The 13,338-nt window shown below is 63.8% G+C and carries 10 protein-coding genes; 4 read left to right on the plus strand and 6 right to left on the minus strand.

Going from position 1 to position 13,338, the window contains the following annotated elements:
• Positions 1 to 570 precede the first annotated feature (570 nt).
• Both hpnH and CFR80_RS05630 read left to right on the plus strand, forming a co-directional pair.
• On the plus strand, positions 571 to 1,758 hold the full coding sequence (gene hpnH / locus CFR80_RS05625) for an adenosyl-hopene transferase HpnH (protein ID WP_010515706.1): 1,188 nt from the start codon (positions 571 to 573) through the stop codon (positions 1,756 to 1,758).
• A 139-nt stretch (positions 1,759 to 1,897) separates the two neighbouring features.
• Positions 1,898 to 3,187, plus strand: coding sequence for a hemolysin family protein (locus CFR80_RS05630; RefSeq protein ID WP_010515707.1), 1,290 nt, complete (start codon positions 1,898 to 1,900; stop codon positions 3,185 to 3,187).
• A gap of 214 nt (positions 3,188 to 3,401) precedes the next feature.
• On the opposite strand, the gene CFR80_RS05635 is transcribed toward CFR80_RS05630, so the two are convergent.
• Together CFR80_RS05635 and CFR80_RS05640 are read right to left on the minus strand one after the other, a co-directional pair.
• Positions 3,402 to 5,378: a transglycosylase SLT domain-containing protein gene (locus tag CFR80_RS05635; RefSeq protein ID WP_029329651.1), complete on the minus strand. Its 1,977-nt coding sequence runs from the start codon at positions 5,376 to 5,378 to the stop codon at positions 3,402 to 3,404.
• Positions 5,379 to 5,568: 190 nt separating this feature from the next.
• Positions 5,569 to 6,495: a uracil-DNA glycosylase gene (locus CFR80_RS05640; RefSeq protein WP_110507156.1), complete on the minus strand. Its 927-nt coding sequence runs from the start codon at positions 6,493 to 6,495 to the stop codon at positions 5,569 to 5,571.
• An 18-nt stretch (positions 6,496 to 6,513) separates the two neighbouring features.
• Here CFR80_RS05640 and CFR80_RS05645 point away from each other — a divergent pair, with 18 nt between their 5' ends.
• Together CFR80_RS05645 and CFR80_RS05650 are read left to right on the plus strand one after the other, a co-directional pair.
• Positions 6,514 to 8,358, plus strand: coding sequence for a tetratricopeptide repeat protein (locus tag CFR80_RS05645; protein ID WP_232275870.1), 1,845 nt, complete (start codon positions 6,514 to 6,516; stop codon positions 8,356 to 8,358).
• Positions 8,358 to 9,284, plus strand: coding sequence for a 4-(cytidine 5'-diphospho)-2-C-methyl-D-erythritol kinase (locus tag CFR80_RS05650; RefSeq protein ID WP_110507157.1), 927 nt, complete (start codon positions 8,358 to 8,360; stop codon positions 9,282 to 9,284). Before CFR80_RS05645 ends, CFR80_RS05650 begins: the two co-directional genes overlap by 1 nt.
• Before the next feature lie 169 nt (positions 9,285 to 9,453).
• Here CFR80_RS05650 and CFR80_RS05655 read toward each other — a convergent pair whose 3' ends face one another.
• From CFR80_RS05655 to CFR80_RS05670, 4 genes are all read right to left on the minus strand, one after another.
• Positions 9,454 to 10,440 carry an SDR family oxidoreductase gene (locus CFR80_RS05655; protein ID WP_010515713.1) on the minus strand — a complete coding sequence of 329 codons (987 nt, stop codon included), beginning with the start codon at positions 10,438 to 10,440 and terminating at the stop codon, positions 9,454 to 9,456.
• A gap of 145 nt (positions 10,441 to 10,585) precedes the next feature.
• Positions 10,586 to 11,164 carry a YqaA family protein gene (locus tag CFR80_RS05660; RefSeq protein WP_010515715.1) on the minus strand — a complete coding sequence of 193 codons (579 nt, stop codon included), beginning with the start codon at positions 11,162 to 11,164 and terminating at the stop codon, positions 10,586 to 10,588.
• Positions 11,165 to 11,203: 39 nt separating this feature from the next.
• The gene (locus tag CFR80_RS05665; RefSeq protein ID WP_010515716.1) at positions 11,204 to 11,680 is read right to left on the minus strand and encodes an OsmC family protein; all 477 of its coding nucleotides are present in this window, start codon (positions 11,678 to 11,680) and stop codon (positions 11,204 to 11,206) included.
• 40 nt (positions 11,681 to 11,720) lie between these two features.
• The gene (locus CFR80_RS05670) at positions 11,721 to 13,337 is read right to left on the minus strand and encodes an ATP-binding protein (RefSeq protein ID WP_010515718.1); all 1,617 of its coding nucleotides are present in this window, start codon (positions 13,335 to 13,337) and stop codon (positions 11,721 to 11,723) included.
• Between the last annotated feature and the right edge of the window lies 1 nt (position 13,338).

The raw sequence follows: 13,338 nt of genomic DNA on the forward strand, positions 1-13,338 counted from the left end.
TTCTTCCGCCAGCTGCTTCAGCTGCTCCACCGAAAGGTTGCGCATGTCATGCGGCATGCGAACCCGGTCAAGCTGTGGGTAGCGCCCAAGGGTCGGAATCGCGGGTTTGGTCTGATCCATGATGTTCGCGTCCATTATTCTGTGTTGGTCCTTGCCCCGTTCGTGGGGAGGAACCAACCCGGGTTTCGGTTTGGCCAGCCAGCCCCGGGATCGGGGCTGGTGCGGGCTGCTCCGGCGGCGATGAATGGCGGCTCATGGCACGAAAACCATGGCGACCGTAGCGTAATCGCGATGTGTTACTCCGGTTAAGCGTGTAAATACAGTCTCTAATTCTGTGACTGTTGTTAATTGGCCACACCAAAGCTGATAGCAATTGAATACAGGATGGTTTCTGTCCTATACCCTCGCGAAAGGCTTCATGTGTCGTACAAGTCCGCAACCTCGGCATGCTCTGAATGCACGGCTGGGTGATGTTGGACTTGTTTTCTCGTAGGTGGATGTGTCCATAGTCCGACCTACCAGACTTGAAATATGAGACCGGCGTTGGGCCGGTGCAGGAGCAGAGGTTTCATGGCCGTTCCTATTATGCAGGCAGTCCGCGTCGGTGCCTATGTTGTCAAGCAGCATGTCACGCGACGCAAACGTTATCCGCTCGTGCTTATGCTCGAGCCCTTGTTCCGCTGTAACCTGGCCTGTGCCGGTTGCGGCAAGATCGACTATCCCGCCCAGATCCTGAACCAGCGCATGACCCTGCAGGAATGCCTGGATGCGGATACCGAAGCGGGCGCGCCGGTCATCGCCGTGGCGGGTGGGGAACCGCTGCTGCACAAGGAAATGCCCGATATCATCCGTGCGCTGATCGCACGCAAGAAGTACGTATATCTGTGCACGAACGCCCTTCTTCTGGAAAAGAAGATGGACGATTACGAGCCGAATCCCTTCTTCTCGTGGGACGTACACCTTGATGGTGACCCGGCGATGCACGACGCGTCGGTGTGTCAGGACGGCGTGTACGAACGCGCGGTCGCCGCCATCAAGAAGGCGAAGGCCCGCGGATTCCGCGTGTCGATCAACTGCACCCTGTTCGATGGCGCCGATCCCAAGCGCGTTGCCGCCTTCTTCGACGAAGTGATGGCGATGGGCGTGGACGGCATCATGACCGCGCCGGGTTACGCTTACGAACGTGCGCCGGATCAGGAGCACTTCCTGAACCGTCACAAGACGAAGCAGCTGTTCCGTGACATCTTCCGTCTGGGCAAGGGCAAGAAGTGGCGCTTCACGCAGTCGCCGCTGTTCCTGAACTTCCTGGCCGGGAATGAGCAGTACCACTGCACCCCCTGGGGCAAGCCGCTGCGCAACGTCTTTGGTTGGCAGCGCCCGTGCTACCTGCTGGGTGAAGGTTATGCCAAGAGCTTTGAAGAGCTTATGACCGACACCGACTGGGATGCTTACGGCACCGGCAATTACGAAAAATGCGCCGACTGCATGGTCCATTCCGGCTACGAATCCACCGCCGTGATGGATGCCGTCCGCCGTCCCTGGCACATTGCCAAGGTCGCCCTGTTCGGGCCGGAGACGGAAAAGCCGATGGCGCCGGAAATCTCGCTGGCGAACCAGCGTCCGGCCGAATACGTGTTTACCCAGCACGTTGACGCCAAGATGGAAGAACTTGCCGCCCGCAAGAAGCCCGCGGCCCCGCCGCGCGTGAACAAGGTGGCGGCTGCCCCTGCTGCGGAAACGGCCGACGCGGCTGACTGATCGCGTTCATTCACGCGGTCATGCACGGTTTTGGAAAAGGCGGGACACAGGTCCCGCCTTTTTCTTTTGCATGCGTATTGTCCAGCCATGTCCGCGCGGTGTGCCCGCGCGCGTGATTATGCTGTAGGATCAGGGGATCATGGTTGTCTCATTGATTGTCATACTGGGTCTTGTCCTGCTCAACGGGCTTTTTGCCATGGGCGAACTGGCCCTGATTTCCGCTCGCCGGGCGCGGCTTGCCATTCTGGCGCGTGATGGTGTCAAGGGATCGGACCGCGCCCTGAAACTGGCGGGAGACCCGCAGAGCTTCCTGCCCACCGTCCAGATCGGCATGACCCTTGTCTCCATTCTGGAGGGCACCTTCGGCGGCAACAGTATCGAAGCAGGCGTCAGCCACTGGCTGTCCCATATCCCTGCCCTGCGCTCCATTGCGGATGAACTGGCCATGTTCCTAGTCGTCAGCAGCATTACCGCGGTCATGCTGGTGCTGGGGGAACTGGTGCCCAAGCAGATCGCGCTGCGGCAGCCCGAACTGATCGCAGCGCGCCTGTCGCTGCTGCTGGAATGGATGGCGTGGCTGACGCGGCCCATCGTGTGGCTGCTGGGGCGATCGTCGGAGCTGGTGCTGAAGCTTATGGGTATTGGCGGCGCGATCCGGCAGTCCGTCTCGGTCGAGGAACTGCGGGCCTACATTGCCGAAGGGGCGCAGGCTGGCGTGCTGGAGCAGGAAGAGCGCGACATGATCGAACGCCTGCTACGCCTGGCCGAACGTCCCGTGCGGGCCATCATGACCCCACGGAACGAACTGTGCTGGGTGGAACGGCATGTGCCCCGTGCGCAACTGCTGCAGGTCCTGCGTTCGACCACCTATTCCCGCATCGTGGTGTGTGAGGGAGGGGTGGATAACCCGGTGGGCGTGATACTGGCCAAGGACATGCTGGACCGGTTTCTGGATGGCAAAAGCCCATCAGTGGAAATCGGGCTGCGGCATCCCATTTCGGTGCCCGATACGCTGTCGGCCTTTGACATGCTGGAGCGTATGCGCGCGTCCCCGCTAGGCCTTGCGCTGGTGCTGGATGAATATGGGTCGTTCGAAGGGATTGTGACCTCGTCCGACCTGTTTGGCGCCATTGTGGGGGAACAGCATGAACCGGGGAACACGCCGCCCCAGCGGCTGGCGCATGATAATGTGCTGGTGCTTGACGGGTCCATGCCTGCGGATGAGGTGAAGGACCGGCTTGGCCTGTCCGACCTGCCAGCCGAAGGCAGCTATCACACCCTTGCGGGGCTGATATTGGCCCTGCTGCGGCGCGTGCCGGCCAGGGGGGACAAGGTTGTCTTTTCCGGCTGGCTGTTTGAGGTGCTGGAAATGGAAGGGCGCCGCGTGGTGCGCGTGCAGGCCAGCCGCCAGCTTCTGGCGGAAAACTGACTGCTGCGTCCTTCCGTATAAAAACAGGAGAAGTTTTCGGGTGCTGCCTTTTCAAAAAGGCGGCGTTCCCGGATGATTTCTGGAAAACGCTTTACCGGAAGCGTCCTTCAATGTTCGGGACGTTCCACAGGCAGGGTATTTCAGACGGCGTGCCATAAAAAAAGGGCGTCCCCCGACAATGGGACGCCCTTTTTTTACGGATATGCAGAACCCGTTAATGGATGGTGTGGCCGGTATGTCCCGCCATGGCCATTTCCGCGCCAAAACCGGGCCATTCATTGCGGGCCAGTGTTTCCAGCGAAGGCGCTGCAATTCCCAGCCTGTCGGCATAGATCCACAGATAGGTGAATGCCCGGCGGACATAATCACGTGTCTCGGTATTGGACAGGCTTTCGATATACAGCAGCGGATCCTCGCCTTCGTCCATGGTCGCGCTGCGGCGCGAAATGGCGGACGGACCGGCATTATAGCTGGCCAGCATGCGGATCATGTCGCCACCAGGCGGCACATGCCTGCCACCGGCCTGCGTGGAAAGCTGGGCCAGGTAAAGTACGTAGCGCTGCCCGATATCAAGATTGGTCGCAGGGTCATGCAGGTCCACGGGACGCCGGGTGAACCGGTCCTTGTCATGCATGACGAAACCGGCCGTGACCGGCATGACCTGCATGAGGCCATGCGCACCGGAGCCTGATACCGCATTGCTGTCGAAATTGGATTCCAGCCGCGTCAGCGCATAGACCAGTGCAGGGTCCATGCGGAACCCATGTTCAGGCTGCAGCGGCGGCAGCGGGAAGCGGGATGCGTGGGTACTGTGCTCGCTCTCGTTCGTGTCGATCAGCATGAGCATCTGGGCCGACAGGTCCTTCATGTTCATGGCGTCGGCCACCATCTGGGTGGAATGGCACAGTGCGGCGTCGTTCTGGATATCGGGCCACATGCGGCGCAGGGTGGCTTCTGCCCGGTCACGCTCACCCACCTGCAGCAGGGCGAAGGCCCGGCGTCCCGCCGGTGTGGCGGCCACGGCCTCGATATCGATTTCACCCAGCACGCGGCTGCCCGCATGGATGGTCTGCTGTTCGGCGGCCAGCGTCATGGCGGCGTTCGGGCCGATGGTACCGGATGGATGGACGGATCTGGAGGCCGGTGTACGCAGGCCAAGGATCTGTGAGGCCAGAAGGCCGTAGAACGTATGTGGTGCCGCGGCCGCGCGGTGCAGCCAGGGATGGTAGGCCGCCACGTCACCCGTCGCCTGATGGGCGCGTGCGGCCCAGTAAGCGGCACCGGCGCGGATGCCGCCCGGTGTCAGGCTGGCGCGTGATGCGGCTTCGAACAGGGGTTCAGCCATGTCCGGCCGTCCCTGCCGCCATGCGGCCAGACCAGCCACATAACCCGCAAGACCCAGCCGCTGGCCAGATCTGGCAAAGGCATCGCGCGCGATTGACATGGCCAGCCGGTTTTCACCGCTGCTGAACATGGTCATGGCGATTTCTGCCTGAAGATGGGCTGCATACAGGTCATTCATGCCCGGCGTCACCGCGATCAGGTGCAGGGCGCTGCGTGCCCCCTTTACCCCCTGCGCGGCACGTTCGCGCACCGTGTGGTCAAGCAGGCTGTTGCGGGTAAACACGCGGAGCGAGGGGTCATCCTCCTCCGGCAGGCGGATATGCTGCGGGGGGTGACTGCTGTCCAGCGCGTTATGGGCCGGCGCTGGCGGCAGGGGGCCGCCCCTGTTGGGCATGGAGGACAGCAGGGAATAGATCGCGGGCGAATCCGCAAGCCCCGAAAACGTCCGCAGCCATAACCTCAGCTGTCCGGGGCTGGCATGGTAGGCGGGGTTGAGATACCGCGCGGCCAGGATGTCCCCCAGCAGGGTATCATCATGGATCGCGGCCGTTTCATGGATTGCGGCATCGAACTTGCCATCCGCCTGCAGCCGGAACACCCGGCGGATACGGCTGACGTCATCGGGCGAGAGGGGACGCGGCAGCCCGGCACTGCCCTGCGTGGGCAGACGCGGAAGGGCGAGTGCCGTTTCCTCGTTATGGTCGCCGTGGCTGGCCGGATCCTGATCCGGCCTTCCGGCGTCCACCGTTTGGGCACGCAGCGGCGCGAACGCCGCTCCTGCCAGAAATGCGGCGCCAGCCAGAAAGGCTGCCACCGCGTGATGGGGGGTATTGAGTGTCCCTCGCATAGCGCAGCCGGATGTAAGCCCTGTGCGGGAGGAAAGCAATAGCTAACGCATTAAGGGGTGGTAAATAAGTTTTCAGAACAGATACGGGAACTATATGTAAACAGTAAAAAACATATACTCGAAACAGAACGAATATCTACCATTCCCAAGCTAATCGCCCGGAATGATTATGTTAATACCCTTTATGATTTTAAAGGATGTTTCCGATTGTTTCCCGGATCAGAAGCATGTCTTTCCATGCATCCCGGCGGGCCGTGGCGCTGGCGCGCAACTGTAGCGGATGGCGCATGGGCAACGCCTGGATCGTGGGCACGGTTGCACCGTCATCCGCACAGTCGGGGGGCAGGGGCAGGTCGCGCCACCGGCCCCGCATGCGCGCCGCCGTGGTGCGCTGGCCCAGCAGGACGGAGACCGGCAGGTTGCCCATGAGTACCACGCGCGCGGGCCGCGCCAGCACGATCGCGCGTTGAATGAAGGGCAGGCAGATCCGTGTTTCGGCAACCGAAGGGGGCCTGCCGCCCGGCGGCCGCCATGGAATGACCGGCGCGCGCAGCAGGGTCGCCTGGTTTATGCCGATACTGCTGAACATGGCGGTGACCAGCGCCCCGCTTTCCCCGGCAAAGGGCTGGCCGCCGCGATCCTCGTCCGCATCCGGGGCTTCGCCAACCAGCATGAGTGGTGCCCCCTCCGGTCCCGCGACAAAGACGCTGTGGGTGGCCGTTTCACGCAGGCTGCACCCTTCGAAGGCGCAGATGGCGGCATGCAGGTCCGCCAGCGTGCGCGCGCCACGTGCCGCCTCCCGCGCCGCTGCCACGGCCTGTTCCACCAGCGGGGCGGACCCGCGTGGGACAGGGGGGGGCGGGCGGTGATTTTTATGTGCATTCCCCGCGCCTGCCTGTATGGGGGGGGGCTGTGTCGTCCGGGGGTGGTCGTGTATCGTGGGGGCAGGCGCCAGCCGGTCATGCGGGTGGCTGTCCAGCGCGTCATCGGCGCCCCATTCGACATACAGGCGTAACAGGGACAGGGAATCAGTCATCGGATGGATATATCCCGCACAGGCAATGCAGGCATGCGCCGTTCCGTCCCCATGCGCAGGGTTTGGCAGCGGGCGCCGCACGCGGTAGATTCTGGCGTCATGCTCTTACCTCGTCTGTCACGCATGGTCGTGGCCGCCCTTGTTGTACCGCTCATCGCCGGGATTCCCAACCGGGAAATACACGCCGCAACTCCGGATGACACCATCATTCAGGCAGGACAGCACGATCTGGCCACCAACCTGCTGGTGGGCAGCGTTGCCGCCAGCGAGGGTGATAACGCCAGCGCCGCGCTGGCCTTCCGCAACGCAGCACAGCTTGCGCCGACGTTCCGCCTGTTCAGCGAACGGGCGTTTTATTACAGCATTCTGGCTGGCAGCCCGGAGGCCGCGACACTGGCCCGCTGCCAGACACCCGGCGTCATGTCCGCGCTGGTGCTGGGGAATGCCGCGGCTCTTGCCGGGAAATGGGACGAAGCCCTGACGCAGTACCAGGGCGCGCCCGCAGACCAGATCATGACCCTGCTGCGGCCGTTGCTGCGGGCCTGGGCGCTGCAGGGCGCGGGCCGCACGGATGAAGCGCTGGCCGCACTTGAGCCCGCGCGTCAGGATCGTGCGCTGGGGGGATATTATACCCTGCATGCCGCCCTTGTGGCCCAGCTGTCGGGCCAGCAGATGCGCGCGGATACGCTGTTCCGGCAGGCGGCCAGCATGACGGGCGGCGACCTGTTCACCTCGCTGGTCATGGCGCGGTGGCTGGTGACGCAGGGGCACGTGGCGGACGCGCAGGCCCTGATCAACCAGCGCATCACGGGCATGCCGGTGCTGGAGGCGGCGCGCGCCAACATCATGGCCATGATCCAGCGCCCGGTGGTGACCCGCGCGACGCAGGGACTGGCGCAGGCATACGGGCTGATTGCCCTGCTGATCGACCAGCAGTTCTATGCCCGCGATGGCGTGGATGATGATCACCAGCCCGTTGATGCGGCAATGGAGATCGGCACCCTGCGCGGAACCGAACAGATGATGCTGCGCATGGCGCTGATGCTGGACCCGGCGGATTCGGAAGCGCGGCTGCTGCTGTCCTCCACGCTTCATGCCCGCAAGCAGGACCGACAGGCGCGCGAGGCGCTGGACGGCGCGCCCGTCGATGACCCGCTGCTGCCGGTCTACCGGACCGAACAGGCCGATCTTGACGTGGTGATGGGACATAAGGAACAGGCGGCGCTGGAACTGCGCGACCTGCTGCGGCAGGCCCCCGATGACCGCATGCTGTGGTCCAGCCTTGGCGATGCGCTGCTGGACCAGCAGAAATGGGCGGAAGCACTGGATGCGTACCAGCATGCCATGGCGCTGACCCACCACCCGCTGGAAGGCGATGACTGGCGGCTGCTGTTCGGGCAGGCGATCGCACAGGAACGGCAGGACCACTGGCCGCAGGCGCGTGCGCTGCTGCAGCATGCCCTCCAGCTGTCCCCGAACGAGGCGGACCTGCTGAACTACCTCGGTTATTCCATGGTCGAACATGGCGGCGACCCCGCCCAGGCGGAAACCTACCTGCGGCGCGCGCTGGCGCTGGCACCATCCGACAACCAGATCCGTGACAGCGTGGGCTGGGTGCTCATGCGGCTTGGCCATGTGGCCGAAGGCCTGCCCCTGCTGGAACAGTCCGCCGAGCAGATGCCACAGGACCCGGCCATCAATTACCACCTTGGCGTTGCGTACTGGATGGCGGGGCGCAGGCTGGAAGCGGTGAATGAATGGCAGAACGCAATCCAGTTCCAGCCCGACCCCATGGACCGGCGCAAGATCACGGCGGCACTGACCTACGCCCGGGCATGGCAGGCCAATGCGGGGCATCCCGGCGTGGTGCTGCCTGCTGACCTCAGGCCTGCGGTTACCCCCGCCGCTCCTTCCCATTCACAGGCAAATGGAACCCATCACTGATGTCCCCACTACGTGAACTGGCTCATGCAAAGATCAACCTGTACCTGCATGTCACGGGGCGGCGTGATGATGGCTATCACCTGCTGGACAGCCTTGCGGTGTTCGCCGGGGCGGCGGATGAACTGCGACTGGACTGCGGGAATGGTCGTGGCGGCCATGTCCGCCTGCGGATCGAGGGGACATTCGCCCCCGGTCTGCTGGATGACAGCGCTGACAACCTGATCGTACGCGCGGGCGCGCTGCTGCGTGCGCATGTGGGGACGGATGTTGCCGCCCGCCTGCCGGATGTGGAGATCGTGCTTGGCAAGGAACTGCCCGTAGCGTCGGGAATCGGGGGTGGATCGGCGGATGCCGCGGCGGCGTTGCGCCTGCTGCTGAAGGCATGGGACCTGTCCGTCGATCGTGCCGACCTCATGGTGCTGGCGACCCGTCTGGGCGCGGACGTGCCGGTATGCCTGCACCAGCTGCCTGCCCGCATGGAAGGAATCGGGGAGGAACTGACCCCTGCACCCGACCTGCCCCCGTGTGGCATGATGCTGGTCAACTGCGGGCAGAGCGTATCCACCCCACAGGTGTTCCGTACGCGTGCACCGGGCTTTACGCCACGTGCGGACCTGCCCGCGCGGTGGAATACGCTGGCGGATATGGTGCGTGACCTGTCGGCACAGACCAATGACCTGCAGGATGCAGCCTGCGCCATCTGTCCCGAGATCACGGCCGTACTCGACTCCCTGCGTGCCGCACCCGGCTGCCGCCTTGCGCGGATGAGCGGGTCAGGCGCCACCTGCTTCGCCCTGTTTGACAGCCCGGAGGCGGCACGGGCGGCTGAACCTGCGGTGCGTCAGGGGAAATGGTGGGTCTGGGCGGGTGATCTGTACCGCACGGGTATGCGGCTGGATGCACGGGCCGATTCGCTGTCTGCCTGACCGGACATGGGCTGTCGCAGACGGTAGCCCATGAAATATGCCATGGATCAGGAAGCGCTTCTGGTGAAGGCCGTCTCCGGAAAGCGCCGGGGAATGCCACCTTTTTGAAAAATGGCGGCACCCGAAAACCTTCGTTAATTCCTGGCGGAACCCGTGGCGGAGTGTACGCCTAGTCCCGTCTGCGGCGCAGGGCCAGCATTATGATGCCCATAAGGCCCGTGACGGTGGCCAGCTGCGCATGGCGGCTGGTCAGCAGCAGGGGCATGCTCTTGCGGGTGACCATGTCAAATCGGCCATGGGCGGCATAGGCCCCCGGCACGGTTTCATACAGGTCATCGGGTTCGTTGCCTGCAACCGGCGTCTTTTCCATCTGCTTCGCATAGCCCTTGCCCGACAGCCAGCGGTCCGACAGGCCGGGCAGGAATGTGGCCAGTGCCCAGTTGCGCACGCCAGACAGGCCAACCCAGATGTCACGTTCACGCCCGAAGGCGGCGCGGCATATCGCCTCGGCGGCGATTTCGGGTTCGTAAACCGGCCCCATCGGCTTCAGGCGCTTGCCGGTGTGGTTGCGTGTCCATGAAAAGCGCGGCGTGTTGATGGACGGCAGATGGACCAGCACGATATTGATCCGGTCGCCGTCATGCAGGATTTCCGGGCGGATGCTTTCGGAAAAGGCGCGCACGGCAGCGCGGGCTCCGTTTTCCACGGCTTGCAGCGGCGGCGGACGCAGGCTGGCCAGACGGTCGAGGTTGACAATGGTGCCATGCCCGCGCCTGCGCATGCGCGCCAGCGCCGAGCGGGTGCCGTTGACGGTACCAAGGTAGGTCACTTCGGTCGCGCGCCGGATTTCATCGGCGTCAAGGGCGGCGACCTGCCCGGTCACGCTGGCGCCCGCGCAGTTGATCCACAGGGTGATGGCGCCAAGGGTTTCCTCGATTTCCTCGGCCGCCTGATCGACGGCCCTGGCGTCGGCCACGTCAACGCAGACGATATGGGTGCGCACGTTCAGTTCGCGCAGTTCGGCCGCCGCATCATTCAGCCGGTCGCGGTTACGGCCCAGCAGGGCGACATCGCACCCCGCGCGGCCCAGCGTGCGTGCTGTGGCGCGGCCGATACCTGCGCCCGCTCCGGTAATGACGGCAACCTGCTGCGGCATGAATGTGCTCCCCCACCCGTTGGAATATAGGCCCGCGAGGATGGTGCAGTCCGCGCGGGGATGAAATCATGACTGGTCCGTCATATCACGCCCCGCCAGACCCGAATACTGCCATGCGGACGGCCCCGGGGCGGCGGGTGGCCCGTCATATGTATTTCAGCGCCACGATGCCACCAACCAGCGCCAGCGCGAACAGGCCCGCCACCAGTGGCAGACGGCGTTCGATAAAGGCCTGGATCGGCGCGCCAAACCGGCGCAGCAGGGCGGCCAGCAGGAAGAAGCGCGCCCCACGCGTCACCGCGCAGGCCAGCAGGAAGGGCGCCAGCGGCAGGTGGGCGGCCCCGCTGGCGATGGTGACGAATTTGAACGGGATGGGGGTCAGCCCCTTGATGAGGATGATCCACACGCCCCATTCCCGGAAGCGCTCCTGCAGGATAAGCAATGTGTTCTGTGCATGATAGAACCGCACAATCGGCATCGCAATGTAGTCCAGCAGGAACGAACCGATGGTCCATCCCAGCACGGCCCCGCATACGCTGGCGGCCGTGCAGATGGCCGCAAGGCGGAAGGCGCGCGCCCGGCACGCCAGCACCATGGGCACCAGCATGATGTCGGGGGGCAGCGGAAAGACGCTGGCCTCGGCAAAGGCGATGACAGCCAGCCATATGATGGCATGTCGGCTGGCGGCCAGGGCAATGATGCGGGCATACAGGCGATCAAGCATTATCGGGCAATGCCATTACGTCTGTCCCACGGCAAGGCATTATTGCGCTCCGGTAACCCGCGGCTCACACAATACCGGGAAGCTGACCGAACGCGCGATGCAGCTGCGCATCGTGGCGTCCTGATGCAGGTCGATCACCTGCTGTATGTCATGGGGGGTGGAAATGGCGGCATGGGGCCGGAGGATGACCTGTGTGATGGAAAAGGAACCGTCCTCGTATTCATCAATCAGGGCTTCGGCGCTGTCGGAATAGGACAGGATACCGATTCCCATGGCGGTGCACAGGTGGATGAACCAGAGCTGGTGATCGGCGCACAGGGCGCCGAGCAGCAGTTTTTCGGGATTCCATTTCTGGGAATCGCCGCGGAAGGCAGGTGCGGCCGAGCCGTCGATAACCGGTCGGCCCACGCAGTGCAGTTCGTAATCACGATGATGGGCCTGCCGGGAAGCCCCGTCATTTCCGCCGTTTCCGGTCCATAAAAGCGAGACCTGATAGCGGTGTGTTCTGTCCGGCATTGAACGCTATATCCTGAATTGTCCGTACGGGAATCGGACCTTAGCAGACAAGTGTGACTGTCACACGCAATCCGTGTGGCTGTCGGTTGCCAAGACGGATATCACCGCCCAGCCCCCATATGATGTTACGCGAAATCGACAGCCCCAGCCCCGTGCCGCCGGTTTCGCGGTTGCGGCTCTGTTCGGCGCGGACGAAGGGATCGAACATGCGTTCAAGGTCTTCGGTAGGCAGGCCGGGGCCTTCATCCTCGATCAGGATGGTGACCTTGTATTCATCGGCGTCCTCGCCATTGCCCTTGTGGGGATGCAGCAGGGTGATCCTGGCGCCGCCGCCATATTTCACCGCATTGGTCACAAGGTTGCTCAGCGCGCGCTTGAGCGCCATGGGGCGTGCGCGCACCAGCACGTCAGGCATGTTTTCCGATACGAATACGATCTGATCCGCCGCATCGAGGTAGGTTTCGGCGGCTTCGTCGGTAATGGTCTGCAACATCGCGGTCAGGTTGACCTGTCCCATCGGCTCGCGCTGGGACGCATCCCGGCCGAAAGCCAGGGTGGCGGCGACCATGGCTTCGAGTTCATCAAGATCACTGAGCATCTTGATGCGCATTTCATCATCTTCAATGAATTCGGCCCGCAGCTTCAGCCGTGTAATCGGCGTGCGCAGGTCATGGCCGATCGCGGTCAGCATGAGCGTGCGGTCCGTCAGGTAACGGCGGATCCGGTGCGCCATGGTGTTGAACGCATGGGCGGCGCGGGCCACTTCGCGCGGGCCGTTTTCGGGCATGGGGGGCGCGTTCATGTTACGGCCCAGTTCCTCGGCGGCGGCGGCAAGGGTGCTGACCGGCGCGATCAGCCTGCGCACGCCCCACAGGATCAGCAGCCCCCCCGTGAACGTCATGATGAGGAAGGCAATGGGGAAGGTGGGGGACCGGAACGGGCTGGGTCGGGGCAGCACGTAATGGATGGTGACCCATCGGCGTTCATCGGGCAGCAGGAAGGCCACGGCCCGCCTGCGTCCGGTCGCGGGGGAAACCAGCACCTGTTCCGGGCGCATGGAAGGGGGCAGTGGCCCCATGCCCTGATCGTTTTCTGGACCAAAGCCATGCGGCCCGCCCGGGCTGTCGGGGCTGAAGGGACCGCCGCCATTATGTCGGCCGGGCCCATCGCCCCCACCATCCGGCCCACCCGGGCCAAAGGGGACAGGGGCCATGTCATCGGCTCTGGGGCCGTTCCATTCATGTGGCTGGTGCATGTGCGCAGCGAAGGGAGGGCGACCGGGCAGCGCGCGCGCATTGATCATGTCCGGCTCGGGGCCGGGGGTCAGGGTAATGGTAATGTTTTCGGGCAGATGCAGGGCGGCCAGTTCCCGGTCGCGGTCGGACGGCGCGGTTTCCACTATGGCGCGGTAGTACGTGAACATCTTGCTGCGCGCGCGTTCATAGATCATGCGCTGGTCAAAATCGAACCGGTCCATCGCGTGGATGGTCAGGCCGATGATCTGGATGATTCCCAGCCCGCCAATCAGCAGCAGCGTGGTGCGTGCCGCCAGCGACTGTGGCAGCAGTCGCTGGCGGATGCGCTGCATCCAGCCGGGGGCCGTGCTTTCATCGGTTTCGGGGGAAGACAGGAATGACGACCAGGATGAATTGGACATG

The organism is Komagataeibacter oboediens (genome assembly GCF_003207815.1).
Classification (GTDB): domain Bacteria; phylum Pseudomonadota; class Alphaproteobacteria; order Acetobacterales; family Acetobacteraceae; genus Komagataeibacter; species Komagataeibacter oboediens.

Bases quoted from the DNA above. Each gene is read 5' to 3' on its own strand.
- hpnH (WP_010515706.1), top strand. From the start codon at position 571: ATGGCCGTTCCTATTATGCAGGCAGTCCGCGTCGGTGCCTATGTTGTC.
- CFR80_RS05630 (WP_010515707.1), top strand. From the start codon at position 1,898: ATGGTTGTCTCATTGATTGTCATACTGGGTCTTGTCCTGCTCAACGGG.
- CFR80_RS05635 (WP_029329651.1), bottom strand. From the start codon at position 5,378: ATGCGAGGGACACTCAATACCCCCCATCACGCGGTGGCAGCCTTTCTG.
- CFR80_RS05645 (WP_232275870.1), top strand. From the start codon at position 6,514: ATGCTCTTACCTCGTCTGTCACGCATGGTCGTGGCCGCCCTTGTTGTA.
- CFR80_RS05650 (WP_110507157.1), top strand. From the start codon at position 8,358: ATGTCCCCACTACGTGAACTGGCTCATGCAAAGATCAACCTGTACCTG.
- CFR80_RS05655 (WP_010515713.1), bottom strand. From the start codon at position 10,440: ATGCCGCAGCAGGTTGCCGTCATTACCGGAGCGGGCGCAGGTATCGGC.
- CFR80_RS05660 (WP_010515715.1), bottom strand. From the start codon at position 11,164: ATGCTTGATCGCCTGTATGCCCGCATCATTGCCCTGGCCGCCAGCCGA.
- CFR80_RS05665 (WP_010515716.1), bottom strand. From the start codon at position 11,680: ATGCCGGACAGAACACACCGCTATCAGGTCTCGCTTTTATGGACCGGA.
- CFR80_RS05670 (WP_010515718.1), bottom strand. From the start codon at position 13,337: ATGTCCAATTCATCCTGGTCGTCATTCCTGTCTTCCCCCGAAACCGAT.